The sequence below is a fragment of the Neobacillus canaveralius genome, from assembly GCF_047237705.1.
In the GTDB taxonomy this organism is placed as follows: Bacteria; Bacillota; Bacilli; order Bacillales; family Cytobacillaceae; genus Neobacillus; species Neobacillus niacini_K.
This window is the reverse complement of the sequence record NZ_JBDFLL010000001.1, coordinates 4,205,815-4,230,638: the sequence shown is the minus strand read 5'-3', so window position 1 is coordinate 4,230,638 and position 24,824 is coordinate 4,205,815. Positions and strand designations below refer to the sequence as shown.

The following is a 24,824-nucleotide window of genomic DNA, read 5'->3' as shown; positions in this document are numbered from 1 at the left end:
CTAGTCTCGAACACTGCTATTAATCACATTTAAGGAGGAAATATCACATGACCACTTATGTAAAAAAAGGAAAACTTCAGGTAGCTCAGGAACTCTATGAATTTATTAATTCAAAAGCCCTTCCAGGAACCTTAATTACTGCCGATCAGTTTTGGTCCAGCTTTGAATCATTAATAATCGATTTAACACCAAAAAATAAGGAGCTGCTTGCCTTTCGCGATGATTATCAAAATAAATTGAACACCTGGTATCTCGAAAACAAAGAAAACTTTGACTTTGAAACGTATCAGTCATTTTTAAAAGAAATTGGCTATCTTGAACCAGAAGTAGAAGATTTTGAGATTACAACCGCCAATGTGGATGACGAAATTACCATGCAAGCAGGCCCGCAGTTAGTTGTACCAGTAAATAATGCCCGTTACGCTATTAATGCAGCAAATGCCCGGTGGGGAAGCCTTTATGACGCCCTATACGGAACCGATGCTATCAGCGAAAAAGATGGAGCAGCACGTGAAGGAGGCTACAACCCTGTTCGCGGTGCAAAGGTCATCGAGTTTGCGAGAAACTTCCTTGACAAAGCAGCAGCATTAAAAGAGGCCGCGCATAAGGATGCTGTGTCCTATTCGATAAAAGAAGGGCGGTTAATTGTATCACTAAGCAATGGTAACACAACTGCATTGGTTGATGAAACAAAGCTTGTAGGATATCAGGGAACTCAGGAAGAACCATCGGCCATCCTATTAAAAAATAATGGACTTCACTTTGAAATCCAAATAGACCGAAATCATCGCATTGGCAGAACAGATAATGCAGGTGTAAAGGATGTTATCCTTGAATCTGCCATTACAACCATCATGGATTGTGAAGACTCTGTAGCAGCAGTAGATGCTGAAGACAAAGTACGGGTTTATGAAAACTGGTTAGGCCTAATGAAGGGAACGCTCTCAGCCAATTTTGAAAAGGGTAATAAAACGATAAAACGGACCTTAAATTCAGACCGCCGCTATTTAACACCAGATGGAAAGGAAATCTCTTTAAAAGGTCGATCCTTGCTATTTGTCCGTAATGTTGGACATTTGATGACAAATAGTGCCATTCTCGATCCTAACGGCGAAGAAATTCAAGAAGGAATCTTGGACGCAGTTGTTACAAGTCTTATTGCCAAACATACACTTTTAGGTAATGGTCCATTCCAAAACACCGAGAAAGGTTCAGTATATATCGTAAAACCAAAAATGCATGGTTCTGAAGAGGTTGCTTTTGCAAATCAGCTTTTTGACTCTGTAGAGGATTTGCTAGGACTTGAACGCAATACACTTAAAATCGGTGTCATGGATGAAGAACGCAGAACCACTTTAAATTTAAAGGCATGCATTAAACAAGTAAAAGATCGGATTGTTTTTATTAACACGGGATTCCTTGACAGAACAGGCGATGAAATTCATTCCTCTATGGAGGCCGGTCCAATGATTCGTAAAAATGAAATGAAATCCTCCAAATGGCTCCATGGCTATGAACAATCCAATGTAATAACAGGACTCTCAAGCGGTTTTAAGGGCCGTGCTCAGATTGGTAAAGGCATGTGGGCCATGCCGGATCTTATGGCGGAAATGCTAAAGCAAAAATTGGCTCACGTCCAAACCGGAGCCAATACTGCTTGGGTGCCTTCTCCTACGGCTGCGACACTTCACGCATTACACTATCATGAAGTCAATGTAAGAGAAGTTCAAAATGAAAAACTACACCAGACTGGTGAATTCCGAGAAGACATCCTTCAATTCCCGATAGCTCAAGATCCTTCATGGACACCTGAAGAAATTCAGGAAGAGCTTGATAATAACTGCCAAACGCTATTGGGATATGTTGTCCGCTGGGTAGACCAGGGAGTCGGCTGTTCTAAAGTGTTGGATATCAATAATACGGGACTAATGGAAGACCGCGCGACATTACGGATTTCCAGCCAGCATTTGGCAAACTGGCTTCACCACGGTATTTGTACTAATGAGCAAATTCTTGAGACATTACAGCGCATGGCAAAAGTGGTAGATGAGCAAAATGCAGGAGATCCATTATATCGAAATATGGCACCGAACTATGGTGATTCGATTGCATTTCAGGCCGCTTGTGACTTGATTTTTGAAGGTTATGACCAGCCTAATGGATATACCGAGCCTATTCTTCACCGTAGACGTATTGAAGCAAAGGCAAAGTTTGCTTATAAAACAATAATGTCTTAGTGGGGCTGGTCCGGGCCATTCTAGTAATGAGTATGCCCTGGAAACAATATCATCCCTATTTGTTGAAATAAGAGACTGCACCGAGCCTGAGAACCACCGGTTTCAACACTATTCTAGTAAATTGGAAAATATAAATGGAGGTTTTGAGGCAATGAGAAACTTAAGAGAAACTTCTCTCGATCTTCACAAGCAGTCACAGGGGAAAATAAATGTCAATGTTAAGGTGCCAGTAGAAAATGCCTATGATTTAAGTTTGGCTTATTCACCGGGGGTAGCAGAGCCTTGTAAAGAAATCTATGAGAATCCTGACAAAGTTTATGATTATACGATGAAAGGAAATCTTGTTGCGGTTGTGTCGGATGGTTCAGCCGTATTGGGTCTCGGGAACATTGGTCCAGGGGCTGCGATGCCTGTAATGGAAGGTAAAGCCGCCTTATTTAAGGCCTTCGCCGATGTCGACGCATTTCCAATCTGCTTGGACACAAATGATGTGGAGCAAATAATTCAGGCAGTAAAAATGCTGGAACCGACTTTTGGCGGAATTAACTTGGAAGACATTGCAGCACCTAATTGTTTTCTCATTGAAGAAAGACTAAAAAAAGAAATGAATATCCCGGTTTTCCATGATGATCAGCACGGGACAGCAATCGTCACGGCAGCGGGACTGATTAACGCGCTGAAGGTTGTTAGCAAACGCCTCGGAGATACGAGAATAGTAGTCAATGGTGCTGGTGCGGCAGGAATCGCAATTACAAACTTACTTTTAAGTATGGGTGTATGCGATATTATCTTGTGTGATACAAAGGGTGCAATCTATAAGGGCCGCTATGAAGGAATGAATTCGATCAAAGATGGTATTGCCAAAGTGTCAAATAAAGGCTGTATTCAAGGGGATTTATCGGAAGTGTTGAAAGGAGCAGACGTATTCATCGGTGTATCTGCTGCCGGAGCCGTGACACAGGAGATGGTTAGGTCCATGAATAGGGATGCAATTATTTTTGCGATGGCAAACCCAATCCCGGAAATTATGCCGGAAGAAGCATTGGAAGCCGGAGCCCTAGTGGTGGGAACCGGGCGCTCCGATTTACCGAACCAGGTGAATAATGTGCTGGCATTCCCGGGTATTTTTAAGGGTGCACTGATGGTTCATGCATCTGAAATAAATGAAGAAATGAAGGTGGCTGCGGTTTATGCGATTGCAAATTTAATCACTTTGGAAGAACTTACCCCCGAATATGTGATTCCTCATCCTTTTGATAAAAGAGTCTCAGAAGCAGTAACCACTGCTGTTGCAGAAGCCGCCATCATAACGGGAGTAGCACGTAAGAAAATGGACCAAGAAAAACTAATTGAGAGGAATTAGTAAAATGAAATTTATTAGATATACACATGGTTCAGCTGTTTACACAGGTATATTGAAGGATAATGCCATCCAAGAAATTAATGGAGATATCTTTGGCGATTGGCAATATACCGGTAAAACATTGGCTGTCGCTGACGTGACACTAAGAGCTCCTTTAGTGCCCAATCAAATCATTGGTATTGGCGCTAACTATGTTTCCAAGATTGAAGACCTGCCTTCCGAGCTTCCAAAAATTCCGGTTTTCTTCTTTAAGCCTGCCTCATCTGTTATTGGGCCTGAAGAAGAGATCCTGATTCCGGAGGGGATCGACAAAGTAAAGTTCGAATCTGAGTTAGCCATTGTAATTGGCAAAGAAGCAAAAAATGTACCCGAGTCAGAAGTATTGGATTATGTTTTCGGATACACAGTTGCAAACGACGTGACAGCACCTCAATTTTTCCATCAGGACGGGCATTGGACAATTGGTAAATCTTTTGATACCTTCACACCACTCGGACCTGTGATTGAAACAGAACTTGATCCTTTCACAGTAAATGTCGAAGCTAAATTGAATGGTGTGGAGAAGCAAAATAGTGGAACGGAGTTAATGATTTTTCCGATCCGCACAATGGTGTCCTATCTGACAAAAGTCATGACCCTTAAACCTGGAGATGTAATTCTGACAGGCAGTCCATTGGGGGCAGAGTTTGTAGGTGCCGGGGATATCATAGAATGTCAAATCAAAGAGATTGGAACATTACGTAATTCCTTCGTATTGGAAAAAGAACATGTAAATTCATTTTCATAACCTGTTTTTGATAGAAGAATAAGCTGAAAAATAAACATTTGGCTGGTATGTACAATATATCAGCCAACTGTTTTTTTTTTGAAAGATCAAAAAATATTATTTTTGTCCTAAAAACGGTACCAAATTACAATACCTGCTACTTAGATTGTTCTATCATAAAAAATAAAAATTATAGCAGCTGCAATAAAGAGAGGGATATAGTTTCAATTGGTCATTGAGGTGCAATATGAAAGCGTTTACTAAGAGGAATTTGTTATTAGTTTGAATACTGTGAAAGGAGGTTTCCTATTGATTATTACTTCAGATTTAGCCTATCCAATCATAGATAAATTAAAAAAGTTAGTAGATTATAATATTAATATTATGAACGAGAATGGGATTATTGTTGCAAGTAGAGATAGAGAAAGGCTGCATCAGATCCATCATGGTGCAGTTGAGGTTATAAAATCAAAAAGGGAAATTGTTATTTACCCGGAAAATGCAGACCAGTACCAAGGAGCTAAATCAGGTGTTAATCTGCCTGTAGAGTATCGAGACACAGTCATTGGTGTCATTGGTATTACTGGTCATCCAGATGATGTCTGGAAATTTGGACAAATACTAAAGGTGACAGTCGAAGTGATGATTGGTCAGATGGAATTAAATAACCAATTACAATATCAGAATAAAATAGTAGAAAATTGGGTCAAGAATTTCGTTCATCCAACACAAGTAGACATGGAAAAATTAACATCTGATGCGATTCACTATTTAAATATTGATTTTGAGCAAGAGGTAACCATCTTTCTAGTAAAGTATGAGGATTTAAAAGCTGTTAGTACCGATTTCGAAGTCAATATGAGTTATCAACAAATAAGAGATGATCGAATGAAAAAAATAAGAGCTGCCATTTCGAATATCGTTTTTTCTGCATTTATAGAGGGGAGCTGTTGTTTAATTGCAGTTCATTCAATGAAACGAAATAGTTATCTATCTGTCGCTAGATTCATAAAAGATCTATTTCCCGCCATAAAAACACAAATGAAAATTGGAGTTGGAAATGGTTATACGGGTATTACGGGATATAGAAAATCATATCTAGAAGCAAATAATAGTTTACAGTTATTAAATAGGTTTCCATTGAAAGAAAATGTCGCTCATATTTCAGAATGGGGGATTAAAAATTTAATTAACCATGTGTCAACTGACATATTAATGAGCTTCCATGACCAATATTTGGAGGATGGTGTGAAACTCACTAATGAGCAAAAACACACGTTAAAGCAATTAATAGATACGAATTTAAATATGAAAATTACCGCTGAAAAATTACACATTCATCGAAACACGCTAATATATAGACTGGATGCAATTGCAAAGCAAACAGGATTAGATCCAAAAAGTTTTCAAGATTTAATGATCCTTCACTTTTTAATGACAATAGATCAGCTAGTTGATAAATAGCTTAACAGCTGGAAAAAATTATGAATGTGCAATTGCCCAATCTTTTTCGATATTATTCCACATTTTTTTGGTTAATTTGCCGATGTTTCTAGAACATAAATATAGTTTAATAAGAGTGTACAAAAAATTCAGAAAAAGGTGGGAATATGAAAATAGTGGTTGCTCCTGACTCATTTAAAGGGAGTTTGAGAGCTTTGCAGGTAGGAAAGATTATTCAAGAAGCACTTGTAAACGAAATTCCGGATGTACAGGTAGAAATGAATCCAATGGCTGATGGAGGTGAGGGGACCCTTGAGACGTTAGTATATGCGACTAAAGGAAAACGCTTGTCAATTGTATCTTCAAATCCGCTAAAGGAACAGGCCACTACTGAATATGGTGTCTTGGGAGATGGAAAAACAGTTGTCATTGAAATTGCTGCGATTGCAGGGTTGACAATGGTTCCGCTTGATAAGCGGGATCCGTTGTATACGTCCACATATGGCATTGGTGAAGTGATTCTGAAAGTAGCAAAGGATGGATACCGTGAATTTATTGTTTGCCTAGGAGGAAGTTCCACCAATGATGGCGGTCTAGGTATGCTTCAGGCACTAGGTGTAAAATTTTTAGATGCAAATAATAAAGAGGTGCCTCCTTTTGGCAAATCTATTTACAAAGTGAAAAAGGTTAATTTCACAACCTTAGATCCTATTATTCATGATTGCCGTTTTACAATCGCAAGTGACGTTGATAGTCCTTTATGTGGTAAAAACGGTGCTACATATATATTCGGACCACAAAAAGGTGTCAGGGAGGAGCATTTGGAAGAGTATGATCAAGCAATGCACCGATATGCAAGTTTAATAGAAAATCATCTTGGGATAAATGCTCAAAAACATCCGGGTGCTGGTGCCGCCGGAGGACTTGGATTTGCTTTTCTATTATTGAACGCAAAGATTGAATCTGGTTCTAGAATCATTGCAGATGCCACAAACTTGAAAAATAAGATGAAGGATGCCGATTTTGCTATAACAGGTGAAGGGCAAAGTGACCACCAAACATTATTCGGAAAAGTGCCTTCTTTCGTAGCAAAACTCGCAAAAGAGGAAAAAATAAAGACGATCCTTCTCTCTGGGAGCCTTGGAAAAGGGTACGAAGGTTTGTATGATCATTTCATGAGCTGTCATTCTATTGCAACTGGTCCAATTACATTAGAAGAATGTATGAATAATGCCGAAGTTCTTTTAGCGAATGAGGCCAGAAACATTGCTCGATTTCTAAAAGAGATAAGTGAAGAACGAGCGCGACAAAGATTTCAACAGACACGAATGCACTGCTGATCAGATTCCAGAATCGGTTTCGAGTCCTCTTATTCTGAAAATCATTTGATATTAAATCGTTCAACTTCAATGCTATCAAGTCTCACATTATTGATAGGACAGAAAAATAAGGAGGAAATTTTTCTATGCCAGAAATACATTCTGTACTTGTAACAACGTATCTGACACCCGAAAATCAGGAAAAGCTTCGCAATGCACTTCAACCTGCTGAGGTGGTGTTTTGCAAACCAAATGATACAGAGATTATAGCTGATACCATTCAGAAAGTGGATGTTGCGATCTTAAATAGTGATGTGGATGATTTAATTCTCACTGGGCAAAAGTTGCGCTGGATCCACTGCTGTCGAGCAGGTTTAGACAAGTCTGCCAGACCGGAAATTTTTGAACGGGGAATTATTCTTACAAGTTCATCAGGGCGTTCTGCCCCTGCTCTTGCGGAACATGCTTTGATGTTCATGCTTACATTGACCTACGAGCTTCCGCTGCTCATGAAAGCTAAGCAAGAGCACCGGTGGGCTGCAACCCGAGAGTACTCCTACAAAACCGGTATGTATGGTAAAACAATCGGGGTTCTTGGTCTGGGAAAGACAGGATTAGAGGTGGCAAGACTAGCAAAAATGTTTGACATGAAGGTACTTGGATGGAGACGCTCTACTGAAGTGCCTGAAAATGTAGACGTGGTTTATTCCTCTGAACGGCAGGACAGCCTTCAGTCACTTTTTGAAGCCGCTGATTATGTGGTATTGTGCGCGGAACTTAACGATGATACTTGGCACATTCTTGGTAAGCAAAAGTTTGATTGGATGAAGCCGTCAGCATTTGTAATTAACATGGGCCGAGGGGAGCTTATCGATGAACCAGTGATGATTGAGGCTCTCCAGAGTGGAAGAATTGCCGGTGCCGGCCTCGATACCTTTGAAGTGGAGCCTCTCCCTAAGGAAAGTCCTCTTTGGGATTTGGAGAATGTTATTATTACTCCACATATTACGCCGCGTCTGCCAGACAGGGAAGAGCGCGCATTGGAATACGTTTTTCAAAATATCGAAGCTTACCGTAAAGGCTGCGGTTTCGTCAACCGTCTCTCACAAAGGAGTATTTACACAAAGGACAAAGTCAAGGGCTGATACCCACTATAACTTGAAAAATGATTAGGAGGATGAAGATGAAACATTGGTGGAATGGATATCCTTGGAGGATGATCCAGACAAATTTTAGAGAGACTGATATGGAAGATATTAACGCTGTCAGTTATGCGAAGGAGCTGAAAGAATTCGGTGCGACTGTGGTATTGCTTAATGCTGCCGGAATCATCGCCAGCTATGATTCGGAGCTGCCATTTCATCCAAGAAGTGAATATCTGAATGGTGATAACCTTAACAAGATTATAGAAGAGTGTCATAAGGAGGGAATCCGGGTAATCGCTAGAACGGATTTCTCCAAAATTCGTTACTCAGTCTATGAACAGCATCCAGATTGGGCTTATCGAACGAGAGAGGGAAAAATCGTCAACTACAACGGAGATGTACACACCTGCCCCAACGGTGATTATCAGCAGAAATATATGTTCGATATTCTAAAAGAAGTGCTCACCACACATCCCTTTGACGGGGTGTTCTGCAATATGAGTGGATTTCTTGTAGTGGATTATAGCCGTACCTATCATGGACCTTGCCATTGTGAGAACTGCCAGCGCAAGTTTAAAGAGCAATACGGCCTAGAACTTCCAGAAAAGGACGATCCGCAAGACCCTGTGTATAAAAAATATATGCTATTCAAAACGAATTGTGAGAAAGAGCATAAAGAGCGTCTGCACCATTTGTTGAAGGGGATTAGTCCTGAAATCGCTGTCAACGGATTGGATTATATCCGATGTGAGTCCAATACTGATATAGGAAGACCCCAATGGCAGTATAGCGCTTCGTCAAATTCTAGGTTGATTAGCGGTCCGTCACGTACCCGTCCTACCGATAATGCCAGTGTTGATTTTATGGGTTTCCGGTACCGGCATGTTTCCGTATCGCCCGCATTAATGGAACTTCGCCAGTGGCAAAACTTGGCAAATGCTGGCAGTCTTAGTTTGTATATCATGGGCAGACTTGATAACCATCCAGACACTTCAAGCTATGAAGCTACCAAAAAGGTATTTCAGTTCCACAAAGAACATGAAAAGCTTTTTAGCAGTCTTGAATCGATGGCGAAGGTTGTTGTCATGAGAAAGGCAATGTGGCAGAACGATCCTGAAGTATATGGATGGATCCGGGCACTTACAGAAAGTCATATCCCCTTTGATGAGCTGCGGCTTATGGAGTTGACAGACCTGGATCAGCTTAATGGTAAAGAGATTGTAGTACTCGGGGATATGAAGTTCCTCTCGGACCAGCAGGCTCAGATACTTGATAATTTTGCTGCAAATGGCGGGACGGTCATTGCTACAGGAGAAACGGGTCTATATGATGACCAATTTAGAGTGCGCAGCGGTATGGCGTTAAATTGTCTTGGTATTGAAAAGGTCAAAGAGATCCAAAATGGACTAATGTCTTCGATATTTGAAATCCCGGAGGCAGAAAAAGAGCTGTTCCCACGCTGCAAGCAAACGCCATTTATTGCACCTGGACCAAATTTGGTAAGTGTTCAACCGAAAGATACCGTACAGAAATATTTACAGTTGATACCAGAACATCCCTTTGGGCCACCAGAGCGTTGTTATTTTAATGAGGTTACGCAAGAGCCGGGAATTCTAGTATCGAAGTATCACAAGGGACGTGGGGTCTACATTCCTTGGCAGATCGGTTCCTTCTATCGTCAGGAGGGCTACCAGAATACGCTGAACATGATGCAGGATATATTGTTTTCTTTATGTGGAATAGAGGAGCTAGCTCCGGGACTTACTCCTATGGTAGAAGTCAATATTTGTAGAAATGAGAAAAAACAAATTATTCAGCTTGTCAATAATTCAGGATGTTTTGCGAATAGCTATTTTAGCCCGGTACCTATTCAAAATATTACTCTATGTCTAAAAGTCCAAAAGGAAAGCGCTTTAATTGAAACATTACGAGGCGGGCACGTTGAATATCGATATAGAGATGGATATTTAACCATCAATTTGGATGTGCTGAATGAATATGAAGCTATCGTTCTCTCATAAATGCTTGTAAAGAGAAAACGAATGTCAAGGTAGAAATTTTTTTGTTCGTATCCCAATGCCCAGTGTTTTTAATAGTAGTTATTATCATTAGTAAAATAATGCAGCAATGTCCAACAGAAACCATTTTTATGAAAAATTTAGGGGGAATTGTCATGGGGGAGAATTCTACGATTCAATACAATCGTGCAAAAACCTGGCAGATTTTGCTGTGGCCTGGAAACACAAGTATTAACAGTCTTATGGGCATATTGGTGATGTTTAGCAGCTATATTGCAGTGGGAGGGTACGGTCTTGCAGTTGCAACGGCAGGTTTAATTGCCTCCTATTCCAGAATCTTTGATGGTGTTACTGATCCATTAATAGCAGTAATCACTGATCGTATGGATACAAAATTCGGGAAAATCCGAATTATAATGTTGACAGGTTTTATCATCCAAATTCTATCAGTATTAACTTTGTTTGTATGGGGAATCGGTCAGGGACTCGTATTTTATACCATTATGACTTTGATTTATTATATTGGTTCTACGCTGAGTGGCATTGCAACCAATACAGGTAATACAGTTTTAACAAACGATCCCGAGCAGCGTCCAAAGATTTACCGATGGTCACTGACATATACAACAATACTTGCTTCTCTTTTAAGCTTTTATAACTCAACAATTCTGTTTCCAAAATATGGGGGGATTACTACTGAGCTCCTGCAGGAACTTTGTATTACTTTTGTAGTAGTATCTCTTGTTTTACAAATTATAGCTTTTCTTGCAATCAGTGAAAAAGATAAACCGGAAAATTTCCCCAAAAAAGCCAGTGGCAAACGTATCAATTATAAAGATGCGTGGTCGTTACTTAGAAATAACCGGGCGCTGCAGGTTTTAATTATTTCCGGATCCAGTGATAAACTTGCACAGCAGGCTGCTGGACAGGCTGTTATTTCCACTATCATTTTTGGTATTATCATTGGACACTATGAATTTTACGGTATGTTCAAATTGATGGACGTGATACCGACTTTGTTGGTTCTATTCTACGTGACCCATATGGCTGGTAAAAACGGTACAAAAAAGTCCCTGATTAAATGGACAATCATCTCTATGTTTACTGCTGTTGCTATGATTATTTTCATGATGACTATCGATCCGAAACAAATTAGTGTTGCAACTGTTCCAACAGTTATATTCGTCATCCTATATGTTGCTTTCCATGCAACTATGATAGCAACTGCCGCGTGTACACAAGCTTTGAAACCGGATATTACCGACTATGAGTTTTACAAGACCGGAAACTATATGCCTGGAACAGTAGCTGCAGTCTATGCATTTTTAGATAAAGCGATCTCATCTTTTGCAACAACCATCGTTGCCGTCACCATCGCGGCAATTGGTTATGTCAAAGTACAGCCACAGCCTGGAGATCCTTCTACTCCAGCAGTCTTTTGGGTAGGGATGTTCTTGTGGATGGGGTTACCGATTATTGGATATATTATCTCCCTTATTGCGCTGAAGTGGTATCCGTTAGACAAAGAGATGATGGAAGAGGTGCAACGTAATAACCAAGATTACAGGCAAGGTCCAACTCTGAAATTAGGTTCAAATACCAGTAAAGAGATTAGTGGATAACTGTTAAGTTCTTTATAGAATAAACATATGCAATCCTTGTGTATGACTTCCATTTTCGGACATGATTCCAAAATGAAACAGGATAAAATTTTATGTATGATGGAGGGAATAAAAATGAAAATTGGGTTGATTGGTTTAGGGATTATGGGTAAACCTATGGCGAAGAATATCCTTCGAGGTGGATATACGGATTTAATGGTAAGTGATTTGAGTGAAGCCTCAGTGGAGGAATTAATAGAATTTGGCGCCAAAGCAGGTACTAATGCAGACATTGGTTCTTCCTGTGACATCGTTATTACAATGCTTCCAAACTCACCTCATGTAAAAGCAGTTATGCTTGGAGAAAACGGCGTTGCCAATTATATGAAAGCTGGACAGGTCTATATTGATATGAGTTCAATAAATCCTGTGGCTAGCAAGGAGATTGCAGCTGAACTCTCCAAAAAAGGCGTAGAGATGCTGGATGCACCTGTTTCTGGGGGAGAACCAAAAGCCATCGACGGTACATTGAGTATTATGGTGGGAGGTAAACAGGGAATATTTGATAAATGTAAAGGCTTATTAGAGACAATGGGCACATCCGTAGTTCGCTGCGGTGAGATCGGTGCTGGGAATACGACTAAATTAGCGAATCAGATTATTGTAGCATGTAATATCCAGGCGCTTGCTGAGGCACTAACAATGGCTCAGAAAGCAGGGGTTGACCCACAGTTGGTGTTTGAAGCCATCAAAGGAGGATTGGCTGGCTCCACAGTAATGAATGCCAAGGCACCAATGATGATTGCCGGCAATGACGAACCAGGTTTTAAAATTGACCTGCATATCAAAGACTTGAACAATGCCTTGGATTGCGCCCATGCTGTGGGAGCAGTTGTACCTATGACCGCAGGAGTACAGGAGATATTGCAATACTTGCACCACAGCGGCCATGGTCATAATGATCATTCCGCTATTGCCAAATATTATGAGAACCTGACTGGAATCCTTATCGGCCGATAATATCTTCCTACGGATTTCATATAGATATATTGTCTTACTTCACATTAGTAAACTGAATAATTTACGTAAGCTGACTTGTTTCATTAAAGAGTCAGCTTATTTCTATTTAAAAGAATAAAAAATACAATTTTTCTGACGATATTACAATATTCCGATTGTGCTAGTATCTATAATAAATAATACATCAGAGGAAAATGAAAGTAGCAATTTTTTTATTATTTGATAAACTATTGCAGATAAATGGAGTGAAACATAGATGAATAAACTCAGTACTGAAGAATTGTTAGATATATATAAGAAAGCAATTAAGTCCGATGTATGTAATGATTTCATCATATTGTTATCGGAAGAAATCAATAAGCGATTAAATAACAATTATAGATAGGAAACTTATCGATTTGATCATTGAAACTATGTTATATTTGTTTAAAATTATTTAAACTTTCATAACTCATTAATTAACCCGAGATAAACCTAATAGGTCAAATATATGAACATGCGTGGTTGATTTGATAGTGTTTGCCACTTAGGGAGGTACATCATGATACGTATAGCAATAGTCGAGGACGAAATTAATTATCAAGAACAGTTGATAGAATTTCTTCGAAGGTTTGAAAAAGATAGAGGGGAAACTTTTGAAATTAAGACATATTCGGATGGTGATGAAATCGTTGAAAATTATAAAGCGCAGTTCGATATCATACTAATGGACGTTCAAATGTGCTTTATGGACGGAATGTCTGCAGCTGAAGAAATTAGAAAATCGGATTCCGAAGTAGTGATAATTTTTATAACGAATGCTGCACAGTATGCGATTAAGGGATATGCTGTCGATGCATTGGACTATGTATTAAAGCCGATCTCTTATTTTCAGTTTTCAGAGCGTTTGAATCGGGCAGTTGATCGAATGAAGAAGAGAGAAACCTATTTTCTTACTATAAATGTAAAAGGCGGGGTTAAACGCCTGCAAATATCTGATATCTACTATGTGGAAAGTCAGGGACATAAACTCATTTTCTTCACAAAAGAAGGAGAGGTACTTGCAGCAGGAACCATGAAGGAATTGGAGAAAGAATTATCAAGTTTTCATTTTTTTCGTGTGCATAAAGGTTATTTGATAAATTTGGAACATGTTGAAGGAATGAAAGAGAGCTGTGCGGTAGTTAAGGGGGAAGAACTTCTTGTGAGCCGTACGAAAAGGAAAGGGTTCATGGAAGCTTTAGCTGATTATTGGGGTGAGGTGATTAAATGAGTGAAGCCCTTCCAGATATCCCTAGGCTTTATACAGCATTGGCTGAGTGGATGGCTTGCCTCATTTACATCTCAGTATTAAAAAAGCTGCTAACTGGATGGAGGCTTTCAGCTTTTTCAGCAGTTATTCTGATAGGACAAGCTGTGTTTTTGGTGTTGACTAAAGATTTACCTATAGTTTTTTGGATTCCAAGTATGGTTGTGGCAATTGGAATGATGTTTTTGTTTATCTATAGGAGCTGCGACATTACTGCTTTAGAGGCTGGATATTTTAGTGCAAGGGCATTTGTTGCAGCTGAGTTAGTCGCTTCATTGGAATGGCAGGTGCATTTCTTTTTTTTGAATGGGATTAACAGTCATTGGTTATGGGCAGTGTTGATTCTCATTGTCGTTTACGGGGTTTCGTTTTTATTGATTTGGTTATTAGAAAAACGCCAAATACCGGATGGCGGGAAATTAAATATTCGACCTCGTGAATTATGGTCAACGGTTGTGATAGGAGCAGCCGTTTTTGGTATCAGCAATTTAAGTTTTGTGACGGCAAGAACGCCTTTTAGCGGGAAATATGCTCAAGATATCTTCAATATTCGGACCTTGGTGGATTTAGGCGGGTTTACAATGTTATATGCCTATCATATTCAATTAAAAGAATTGAGGGTAAGACATGAACTTAAGGCTGTGGAAAATATCCTTCAAAATCAATATTCGCAATATCAACAATCTAAAGAAAGTATTGAAATAATTAACTTTAAGTACCACGATTTAAAGAATCAAATTATCGCTTTAAGAGCAGAAGAGGACTCAAAAAAGAGAAACGAGTTTCTAACAGAGATGGAAAATGAAATTAAAACTTACGAAGCCCAGCATAAGACGGGAAACCATGTGTTGGATACATTACTGACAAGCAAGAACATGTATTGTTTAAAAAAAGGCATTACGTTAACCTGTGTAGCAGATGGAACTTTGCTCAATGGGATTGATGTTATCGACATTTGTACAATTTTTGGTAATGCTCTAGATAATGCGATTGAATATGAGCAAAAGATTCAAGAGGAAGAAAAAAGATTAATTCATGTTTCCGTATTTTCTCAAAAAGGTTTCATCATGATCCGATTTGAAAATTACTTTGAGGGAGAGCTTAAGCTTGACGGGGACCTACCGGCAACAACAAAAGAAAATCCGCATTATCATGGTTATGGGTTAAAGAGTATCCGATATGCTGTTCAGAAGTATGGCGGGGTGGTTAATTTGGATCAGAAGGATAACTGGTTTGAACTAAAGATCCTAATTCCCAAACCGGTCTAGTGTGTGGTAGATGACGAAAATAGTAAGGCTTGGATTATGTGCAAAATACATAACCAAGCCTTTTTTTATTGATAATGTGCAATATATGTGCAGTTCATGCAAAAATTCCTACAGTTTAGGAAAGGGCTCTAAAAGAAAGAAATAAATGTGTTAATATTTCGTTGTAAAGCGGTTTAGAGGAGTTAAATGGTTTATGTAAGCGTAGACAACGATATCCGTTTTCTTGATGAAAAAACAAGATTTAGAGAGGGGAACAATGTAATGCAACAAACTGAAAAGACCAAGATGAGCAAGAAGAAAAGGAATATACTCATCTCTTTAAGTACCTTTGTGGTTTTACTTGCTGGAGTGCTAGTTTATGGATTTGTTATCACTTCATCAGGTTACTGGCTGCTGGCTAAATTCAAGCCAGATACACAAGAACAAAAACTTTCGTACTCCACAGCTGTAGAGTCAATTGAGAAGATTACAGATGAAGGTTTTGTATTAATGCAAAACAACGACAGCTTCCTGCCAATTGCAACTTCTAAAGAAGAAAAAGCAAAGATTAATGTTTTTGGGACAAGATCTGTCGTTACATTATTTAACTCAGGCGGTTCAACAGCAACCAATGTGGCAAATGCAGTAAAACTTGAAGATGCCCTTCAAGGCCCTGATGGGAATTTTGAGTTAAACCAAGATTTATTATACCTTCATTATAATTTTTATAAAAAGGGCAGCATTTCCATTGATAAAACGTCTGCACCTGAAAACAAAAGTGATTCTGAAATTTTAGGAACCGCTGAAAACCTTATACTCCCTGAAGTACCTAAGAAAGCGTATGAAGATACTAATTTATATAACGATGGAAAAACTGTTATCGAACACGCAAAAGAGTTCTCGGATACAGCGATGGTTGTAATTGGTCGTGGCGGCGGGGAAATGACAGAATTAGGACCTAATGACCTCGGGCTTTCAGCAGAAGAAAAAGATATGGTTGACGTTGTAAGTTCAAACTTTAAGAATGTTGTTTTAATCATTAACTCAACTAATGCTTTGGAACTAGACTTTTTAGACGAATACCCTTCGATTAAAAGTGTTGTATGGATTGGATTCCCTGGAGAATCCGGTACAAAATCTTTAGCAAGAATTTTAAACGGGAAGGTAAATCCTTCGGGACATTTAGTAGATACATGGGTTTCGAATGTAATGAGTATGCCTGCAGCAAATAACTATATGAAACTTGAAGAAAATGGGGACTGGGCAGAAGGCAAGAATCATTACACAAATGCACCTCAAGCAAAAAATCCTCTAACACAGAAAACTGAGGATATAGGGTTCTTTACTCAGTTACATGAAGGAATTTATGTAGGTTATAAATATTATGAAACACGTCATATGACAGATGAGAATTACAATTATGATGAAGAAGTTGTATTTCCATTCGGTCATGGTCTAAGTTACACTTCATTCGAAAAGGAAATTGTAGATATGAAGGTAGACGATAATAAGGTGACTGTCCGTGTAGCGGTCAAGAATACAGGAGATGTACCTGGTAAGGATTCGATTCAAATTTATTATAATCCTCCGTATACGGGTGCAATTGAAAAATCAACAGTGAACCTTGTAGAATTCAAAAAGACAAACGAAATTAAGCCAGGTGAGACAGAAATATATCCTCTTAAATTTAACCTAGAGGACATGGCATCGTACGATTATAAAGAAAACAAGGCGTATGTACTTGAGGCCGGTGAATATGAAATCATGCTAATGGAAGATGCTCATACAAAACTTGACTCAGAAAAATACTCTTTAGACAGCAATATCGTTTATAACTCTGAAAACGGCGGTAGATCCACAGATTCTCAAGTCGCAACTAACCAGTTTGAAGATGCTCTTCATATTGATGATTATTTAACGAGAGAATGGAATCAAGATAGTCGTGCCTTTACTGGACCTCAGGATTCAGATTTCGTTGCTTCACAGGAAATTCTTGATGCAATAAAGTACCAAGTACCTACTGACAAAGAATTGGGACTTACTTCTGGTGATTTACCAAAGTATGGACAAGAATTAGATAAAACGATAAAGCTTTCTGATATGGTAGACGTGGATTACAATGATCCAAAATGGGACGAATTTGTTTCGCAATTAACACTTGAAGAAATGTCTAACATCAGTGGTACTGGTGCTTACCAACTACTTGAAATTGAAAGACTTGGAGTTCCAAAAACATTACAGCCTGATGGTTCGATGGCCATTGCTTCCAATACCTATTCCGGCCCTATTATGGGAGTAGAGGGTGTTGGTGTTACTTATCCAGCACCAAGTGTTACTGCTTCTACGTGGAATTCTGATGCAGGTTATCTCATGGGAATAAGTGTCGGAACAGAAGCACAAGCATTTGGATATAACGGCTGGTATTCTCCTGCAATGAATATTCATCGTACACCATTTAACGGAAGAAACTTTGAATACTATAGTGAAGATGGTGTTCTTTCAGGTAAGATTGCCGCTCAAGTGGTAAAGGGAGCAAATGAAAAGGGTGTAATCACTTATATCAAACACTTTGCTTTAAATGAACGTGAAACTGGTGTTCGCTCGACACTCTTTACTTGGTCCAATGAACAGGCAATTCGAGAAATCTATTTAAAGCCATTTGAAATTGCTGTTAAAGAAGGCGGAAGTCTTGGTGTGATGTCTTCGTTTAACTACATTGGTTTACATTGGGCAGGCGGCCATGAAGGTCTGCTGAATCAAGTTCTAAGAAATGAATGGGGCTTTAAAGGTTTAGTACTAACTGATGCTCACATGTATGAACATATGAATCCTATGCAAATGCTTTATGAAGGTGGAGATGTTTCTCTAGACGTTATGGCAATTTGGAAGGGTGGAGCAAACAACAGCAAAATATGGCTGGAAGCAGCTAAAGATCCATCTACTCAAATTAACACAATTAAAAACCTACAAAGAGCGAGTAAGAATACACTTTATGCAGTTTCTCGTTCTTGGAAAATGCAAAACAAGTAATGAAGTAGTTGAGTCTCATCGTGTGAAAATCAACATGGATAGAAAATAAAATTCGGCGGTTCTTTTTCCAGGGACCGCCGAATGTATAAATGAGGTTTTTAAAATGAAATATAAAGAATTAATCGCAAAAATGACTCTTGAGGAGAAAGCATCCTTAATGTCAGGAAAAGATTTCTGGCAAACCCAGGATATAAAACGGCTAGGAATAAACAGTATGTTTCTAGCTGATGGTCCTCATGGAATCAGAAAACAAGCCGCAGCTGCAGATCATCTCGGACTGAATGCAAGTATCCCTGCAACCTGTTTTCCTACAGCAGCGACAGTAGCGAATAGCTGGAATGTAGAGCTTGGAGAAAAAATGGGTGAGTACCTAGGTGAAGAGGCTGTTGCACAAGGGGTGAACGTTCTTTTAGGGCCAGGGATTAATATGAAGAGAAATCCTTTAGCTGGAAGAAACTTTGAGTATTTTAGTGAAGATCCATACCTAGCAGGCAAACTGGCTGCAGGGATGATTAGAGGAATTCAATCACATGGAATTTCTGCCTGTGTGAAGCACTTTGCTGTTAATAATCAGGAAGAGCGCAGAATGGCGATTGATACAATTGTCGATGAACGAACGCTTAGAGAAATCTATTTAACTGCATTTGAAATTGCAATAGACGAAGGTAAGACCAAAACAGTTATGTCTGCTTATAATATGCTGAACGGCGCCTATACCAATGAAAATACTCATCTAATGAGAGAAATCCTCCGGAATGAATGGAAGTACGAGGGTGTTGTCGTGACAGATTGGGGCGGAAGCAATGATCGGGTAGCCGGATTAATTGCTGGCAATGAGCTAGAGATGCCGACAACGGCAGGTGAAACAAATGAGGAGATCATTCAAGCGATTAAAACGGGAAAGATAAAAGAAGAAGTACTAGATGAAAATGTTGATCGGTTGCTTGACCTCATTTTTACAACAGAGGAAGCTTTGCTGGAACCACATAAAGAGATTGATAAAGAAAAACATCATCGAATGGCACAAACGGTTGCAGAAGAGTCCATCGTTCTATTGAAGAACGAAGATAAAATATTGCCCATTCAAAAAGGAAAAAAAGTCGCGATTGTCGGAGAATTTGCAAAAGAAGCACGCTATCAGGGCGCAGGTTCATCGATTGTAAATCCTACGAAATTAGATAGTACGTTAGAGTGTGTCAAGGAATGCGGATTTGAGACCATTGGATTTGAAGCAGGATTTGACCGCTATGGGAAGAAAAGTCAGAAAAGTATAGATGTTGCATGTGCACTTGCAAAAAGAGCAGATGTTGTTCTTATCTATATAGGATTGGATGAAGTAACGGAAGCTGAGGGATTGGACAGACAAACGATGCAGATTTCGGAAAACCAAATTGAGTTACTGAACGCTTTATACCAAGTTAATAAAAATATTGTGGCCATTCTATCTGCTGGGGCAGCAGTTGAAATGCCATGGATTAATAAGGTAAAAGGGCTAGTGCATGGATATTTAAGTGGGCAAGCCGGGGCAAAAGCGATCCTACGGGTATTATCAGGTGATGTGAATCCATCAGGAAAACTAGCAGAATCGTATCCAATTCGCTACGAGGATACACCTTCTTACTATCAATTCCCAGGGAAAGAGGTTAGTGTCGAATACCGTGAAGGACCTTACATTGGCTACCGTTATTACGATACAGCAAATGTAGATGTTTTATTCCCGTTTGGGTATGGACTCAGTTATACAAAATTTGAATACTCCGATATCCAAGTTGCCAAGGATGCTGTCACATTTAAATTGACCAATACGGGCGGAATGGCTGGGAGTGAAATTGCACAGCTATACGTTGGCTGTAAGTCTACAAATATTTTTAGACCAAAAAAGGAGTTAAAAGGATTTACGAAAGTATTCTTAAATCCAGGTGCTTCAAAAACAGTCTCCATCCCTTTTGATAATAAAACATTCCGTTACTTTAATGTGAAAACAAATAGTTGGGAAATTGAATCTGCTGATTATGAAATCTTGATTGGTTCTTCAAGTACAGATATCAGATTGGTAGATGTGATTGCTATGGAAGGTACAGAAGCACCACTTCCATACGTTAAAGCGAAACTGCCATCTTATTACTCTGGGAAAGCAAACAATGTCAGTTTAGAAGAATTTGAAAACTTGCTTGGAAGCAAGGTGCCAGAATCAAAATGGGATCGAACAAAACCGCTGGGCTACAATGATACGATTGCCCAGTGTCAGTATGCAAAGGGTGGAGCTGCTAGATTTGCATTTAAACTAATCCATTTCTCTCATTGGTTCCTTAGAAAAATCGGAAAGAGAAGTACTGCCAACCTTATAATGATGTCCATCTATCATATGCCGTTCCGTGGTGTTTCAAGAATGACAGGCGGTGTAATCAATATGCCGATGTTGGATGGCATCTTGATGATGGTAAATGGTCAGTTTTTGAAAGGTTTGCGACACGTACTAAAGGAAAGAAGGAAAAAGATGGAGGGAGAAAAGTCAAAAACAACCATGGTACAGGCAGCAAAGGAGATGTAAACTAGGATGAGTAACGGTAAGGTAGAAACAAATAAAACAGGGGCTGGAATGGCAGGTATCTGGAATAGATATAAGGATAAGCATCCTAATACAGCTCAATTCTTAGTGTTCTTTTTGCTAAGTAATGGGATCACGACATTACAACTTGTATTAATGCCAGTATTTAAGAGCATATTCGCTCAAACCCCGTTAGTTAGTACGAGTTTTCAAGTTTTACAATTTGGACAAAATTTTGATGGCAGTGACTATTATGTATTTGATTATGCTGTGGGTACTCTTGCGTCCGGAGGCGGAGGTGGGCTTGCCTATTTCCTTGCTGTTCAAATTACCATTGCGATCGCTCAGATCATTAACTTTTTCGCCCAAAGAAGCATCACATTTAAATCAAACAGCAACATTTGGAATGCGGCTTTTTGGTACTTAGTTGCGTATATTGGGATCACAATTGGTGCAGCTGCGGCTCAAGGATTCTACAAGGCCCCAATTTATAATTTATTCATGAATACATGGGGAATGGGCTCAGTCGGTGAGACAACGGCGGATGTGATTACGATGGTCATCAATAGTGCGATTTCCTTCTGGGTATTCTTCCCAATATTTAAAATCATTTTCAAACAGGAGACTCAAAAATAGTTCCTTACTTGCTTCATTTGTTAGTTAAGTAACGGCTGACAAATGAAGAAGCAACTAAGGAGTTATAGTAGAGTTATAACATAAATAGCACCATTTTAGTTCTTGGTGTTTTTCTAGAACTTATAAATATTTTTACAACAAGAGCTAAACTTCAGGAATCAGGAAGGTGGGAAGACTATGAAATTATTATCGATTGTCGTTCCTTGTTATAATTCACAGGAATATATGAGATATAGCATTGAGTCCCTTTTACCTGGTGGAGAATGTGTTGAGATACTGATCGTAAATGATGGCTCGGTTGATCAAACAGCAGAAATTGCCAATGAGTATGCTAGAAAGTATCCAACCATCATAAAAGCGATTCATCAGGAAAATGGCGGACATGGTGAAGCGGTCAATGCAGGGATCCGAAATGCCACAGGAACTTATTTTAAAGTTGTAGATAGTGATGATTGGGTAGATACACGAGCGTATCTCAAAATTTTAAATGCTTTAGAGAAATTTGTTGCGGAAGAACAGTCAGTGGATATGTTCATAAGTAATTTTGTCTATGAAAAAGAAGGCGCAAAGTATAAAAAAGTGATGAAATATGAAAATGTTCTTCTAGAAGGAGAAATTTTCACTTGGGATGATATCAAGCGTTTCCGTAAAGGACAGTATCTATTAATGCACTCTGTGATTTATAGAACACAGATTTTGAGAGAATGTGGACTTGAACTTCCCAAGCATACCTTTTATGTAGACAATCTATATGTATATCAACCATTAGCGCACGTAAAAAAGATTTTCTATCTCAACGTGGACTTTTATCGATATTTTATAGGCAGAGAAGACCAATCGGTTAACGAAAGGGTCATGATTAAAAGAATAGACCAACAGATTAAAGTGAACAAGCTCATGATTGAGCAAGTTGATGTGAACGATATTTATCATCCAAAGCTTCGTGAATATATGCTTCATCATCTTGAAATTGTTACGGTGGTTTCCGCAATCTTGCTAATTCGTTCAGGCACGAAGGAAAATTTGATAAAGAAAAAAGAGTTATGGAAATATATTAAGGATAGAGATCATGAATTGTATCATGAAATTAGATATGGCATGATGGGTCATTTAATGAATCTACCCGGTCGAGCAGGACGCAGTATTTCCGTAGGTGCATATAAAATATCACAAAAAGTGGTAGGCTTTAACTAATAGGAATTATAGAAAACAGTTTCAGCATCGCCCTGAAGCTGTTTTCTGTAATTATGATGGTTAAGTTATGTGGGAGCAGGAAGAAACCGTTCCACAGAAAAATTTTTAGGAGTTGGATCACAATGAATAGCAGAAAATATGATTTTCTAATCGTTGGGGCAGGTCTTTATGGTGCGGTTTTTGCACATATGGCAAAAAAAGCCGGAAAAACCTGCCTGATTATTGATAAACGGAGCCACATTGCCGGAAATATTTATACAGAAACAAACGAAGATATACAAGTACATAAATATGGGGCACATATTTTTCACACCACCAATAAAGAGGTATGGGAATTCGTAAACCAGTTCGCTGAATTCAATCGATATACCAATAGTCCAATTGCCAACTATCATGGTGAAATCTATAATTTACCTTTTAATATGAATACGTTTAACAAAATATGGGGCGTTACCACTCCAGATGAAGCAAAGGAGAAAATTGAGCAGCAGCGTAGGGAAAGATATGTTGAAAACCCGCAAAATCTTGAAGATCAGGCTATTAACCTCGTGGGCAGCGATATCTATGAGAAACTCATTCGCGGTTATACAGAAAAGCAATGGGGACGTCCATGTACAGAGATACCGGCGTTTATTATCCGCAGATTACCGGTTCGATTTACGTATGACAATAATTATTTTAACGATCCTTATCAGGGAATCCCAATAGACGGTTATACCACAATGGTTGAACGAATGATAGAAGGCATTGAAGTGAAGCTGGATAGTGACTATTTAAAAGACAAAAGTTATTGGGATAGTCTTGCAGATAGGGTCGTGTACACTGGTCCCGTTGATGCATATTTCAACTATCAGTTTGGTGTATTGGAATACAGAAGTTTACAGTTTGAATCTGAGGTTATGGATACAAATAACTTCCAAGGCAATGCTGTGGTCAATTATACGGATCGCGAGACACCCTATACACGAATCATAGAACATAAACATTTTAATTTCGGCACGCAGCCCAAAACAATCGTCACACGTGAATACAGCGTGGAGTGGAAACTAGGCGATGAGCCGTATTACCCAATTAATGATGACAAAAACAGTGCGCAGTATAAAAAGTACAAAACACTGACTGAACAAGAAAGTAACGTTATTTTCGGAGGACGCCTAGGGGAATACAAATATTATAATATGGACCAGGTTGTTGAAGTTGCTTTACGTAAGGCAGAAGAGGTTTTAGGTATTAAGTAGTTCTTTTGTGTTTTTAATAGATAAATGAAGAGGTCGATTAGAATCATTGCAGGTGACAAGATGAAGTCAAATGAAGAAATCCTTATAGATTTGAAAAATGAATTAGTACGAATTGGGTCTACTAGACAAAGGGATTACGATCTTTCTAAGAAGAAAAATAAAATTTATAGTACCACCATTTGCCGAAGATTAAAATTAAGTTGGCCGGAATTGGTTAAACAGGCGGGCTTACAGAATCTACATCTAAACAAAGATGGGTAAACATGTGAAAAGTAAGAAAGTCTCAGCTGAACGTTTATAGGTTGGCTGTGTGTCAGATGCAGGGAAATTCCCATTTAAAGCGTTCTTTTTATAATAAAATGTATTAAAGGTAAGTGGAGTGAAAAAATTTATGCATAAACTGAGTATGAAACAATTACTAGAGATATACAACGAAGCAATAAACTCCAATGTAAGCAGTGATTTCATAATATTATTATCCGAAGAAATCAATAGGCGTATAATTAATGAATCTTTTATGGAAAACTGAGATTGATTAAAATATTAAATAAGAGCAAAATTAAAAAGCCTTTAAAAATCAAGGCTTTTTGACGTCCCGAAGAGGATTCGAACCTCCGACCTACAGTTTAGGAAACTGTTGCTCTATCCTGCTGAGCTATCGGGACACTTTTATTGGGAACGTTACTTATTATAAATAGTTAATCTGAAAAGGTCAATAAGTAAATACCCAA

Annotated in this window: 19 protein-coding genes and 1 tRNA gene; 19 read left to right on the top strand and 1 reads right to left on the bottom strand. The window is 38.8% G+C overall.

Going from position 1 to position 24,824, the window contains the following annotated elements:
• Window positions 1–47: 47 nt before the first annotated feature.
• The 19 genes from ABC255_RS20860 (at window position 48) to sda (ABC255_RS20770) (ending at window position 24,622) form a co-directional block, all read left to right on the top strand.
• A complete protein-coding gene (locus tag ABC255_RS20860; protein ID WP_412996547.1) occupies window positions 48–2,237 on the top strand; it encodes a malate synthase G in 2,190 nt (729 codons plus the stop codon).
• 151 nt (window positions 2,238–2,388) lie between these two features.
• Window positions 2,389–3,600, top strand: coding sequence for an NAD(P)-dependent malic enzyme (locus tag ABC255_RS20855; protein WP_412996545.1), 1,212 nt, complete (start codon window positions 2,389–2,391; stop codon window positions 3,598–3,600).
• A 4-nt stretch (window positions 3,601–3,604) separates the two neighbouring features.
• Window positions 3,605–4,387, top strand: coding sequence for a fumarylacetoacetate hydrolase family protein (locus tag ABC255_RS20850; protein ID WP_412996543.1), 783 nt, complete (start codon window positions 3,605–3,607; stop codon window positions 4,385–4,387).
• A gap of 288 nt (window positions 4,388–4,675) precedes the next feature.
• A complete protein-coding gene (locus tag ABC255_RS20845; protein ID WP_412996541.1) occupies window positions 4,676–5,830 on the top strand; it encodes a CdaR family transcriptional regulator in 1,155 nt (384 codons plus the stop codon).
• 146 nt (window positions 5,831–5,976) lie between these two features.
• Window positions 5,977–7,149 (top strand): glycerate kinase, encoded by a 1,173-nt coding sequence (locus ABC255_RS20840; protein WP_412996540.1) that lies wholly within the window; start codon window positions 5,977–5,979, stop codon window positions 7,147–7,149.
• 125 nt (window positions 7,150–7,274) lie between these two features.
• The gene (locus ABC255_RS20835) at window positions 7,275–8,273 is read left to right on the top strand and encodes a D-2-hydroxyacid dehydrogenase (protein WP_412996538.1); all 999 of its coding nucleotides are present in this window, start codon (window positions 7,275–7,277) and stop codon (window positions 8,271–8,273) included.
• A gap of 38 nt (window positions 8,274–8,311) precedes the next feature.
• Window positions 8,312–10,294, top strand: coding sequence for an alpha-amylase family protein (locus tag ABC255_RS20830; RefSeq protein ID WP_412996536.1), 1,983 nt, complete (start codon window positions 8,312–8,314; stop codon window positions 10,292–10,294).
• Between the two features lie 62 nt (window positions 10,295–10,356).
• Complete coding sequence (locus ABC255_RS20825) at window positions 10,357–11,913, top strand: MFS transporter (RefSeq protein ID WP_412996534.1); 1,557 nt, start codon at window positions 10,357–10,359, stop codon at window positions 11,911–11,913.
• Between the two features lie 114 nt (window positions 11,914–12,027).
• Window positions 12,028–12,912, top strand: coding sequence for a 2-hydroxy-3-oxopropionate reductase (gene garR / locus ABC255_RS20820; RefSeq protein WP_412996532.1), 885 nt, complete (start codon window positions 12,028–12,030; stop codon window positions 12,910–12,912).
• A gap of 256 nt (window positions 12,913–13,168) precedes the next feature.
• A complete protein-coding gene (gene sda, locus ABC255_RS20815) occupies window positions 13,169–13,297 on the top strand; it encodes a sporulation histidine kinase inhibitor Sda (protein ID WP_412996530.1) in 129 nt (42 codons plus the stop codon).
• Between the two features lie 156 nt (window positions 13,298–13,453).
• Entirely contained in the window at window positions 13,454–14,164 is a 711-nt protein-coding gene (locus ABC255_RS20810) for a LytR/AlgR family response regulator transcription factor (RefSeq protein WP_412996529.1), read from the top strand.
• Window positions 14,161–15,468: an ATP-binding protein gene (locus ABC255_RS20805; protein ID WP_412996528.1), complete on the top strand. Its 1,308-nt coding sequence runs from the start codon at window positions 14,161–14,163 to the stop codon at window positions 15,466–15,468. The genes ABC255_RS20810 and ABC255_RS20805 overlap by 4 nt, the downstream gene beginning before the upstream one ends.
• A gap of 261 nt (window positions 15,469–15,729) precedes the next feature.
• The gene (locus ABC255_RS20800) at window positions 15,730–18,477 is read left to right on the top strand and encodes a beta-glucosidase (RefSeq protein ID WP_412996526.1); all 2,748 of its coding nucleotides are present in this window, start codon (window positions 15,730–15,732) and stop codon (window positions 18,475–18,477) included.
• A 103-nt stretch (window positions 18,478–18,580) separates the two neighbouring features.
• On the top strand, window positions 18,581–21,028 hold the full coding sequence (locus ABC255_RS20795; RefSeq protein WP_412996524.1) for a beta-glucosidase: 2,448 nt from the start codon (window positions 18,581–18,583) through the stop codon (window positions 21,026–21,028).
• A gap of 6 nt (window positions 21,029–21,034) precedes the next feature.
• Window positions 21,035–21,661 (top strand): hypothetical protein, encoded by a 627-nt coding sequence (locus ABC255_RS20790; RefSeq protein WP_412996523.1) that lies wholly within the window; start codon window positions 21,035–21,037, stop codon window positions 21,659–21,661.
• 177 nt (window positions 21,662–21,838) lie between these two features.
• Window positions 21,839–22,855, top strand: a complete 1,017-nt coding sequence (locus ABC255_RS20785) for a glycosyltransferase family 2 protein (protein ID WP_412996522.1) — start codon at window positions 21,839–21,841, stop codon at window positions 22,853–22,855.
• A 122-nt stretch (window positions 22,856–22,977) separates the two neighbouring features.
• Complete coding sequence (gene glf, locus ABC255_RS20780; protein ID WP_412996520.1) at window positions 22,978–24,093, top strand: UDP-galactopyranose mutase; 1,116 nt, start codon at window positions 22,978–22,980, stop codon at window positions 24,091–24,093.
• Between the two features lie 24 nt (window positions 24,094–24,117).
• Window positions 24,118–24,354, top strand: a complete 237-nt coding sequence (locus ABC255_RS20775) for a hypothetical protein (RefSeq protein ID WP_412996518.1) — start codon at window positions 24,118–24,120, stop codon at window positions 24,352–24,354.
• A gap of 130 nt (window positions 24,355–24,484) precedes the next feature.
• Window positions 24,485–24,622 (top strand): sporulation histidine kinase inhibitor Sda, encoded by a 138-nt coding sequence (gene sda / locus ABC255_RS20770; protein ID WP_412996517.1) that lies wholly within the window; start codon window positions 24,485–24,487, stop codon window positions 24,620–24,622.
• A 62-nt stretch (window positions 24,623–24,684) separates the two neighbouring features.
• Here the strand turns inward: sda (ABC255_RS20770) and ABC255_RS20765 are convergent.
• Window positions 24,685–24,758, bottom strand: a tRNA-Arg gene (locus ABC255_RS20765).
• Window positions 24,759–24,824: the final 66 nt, after the last annotated feature.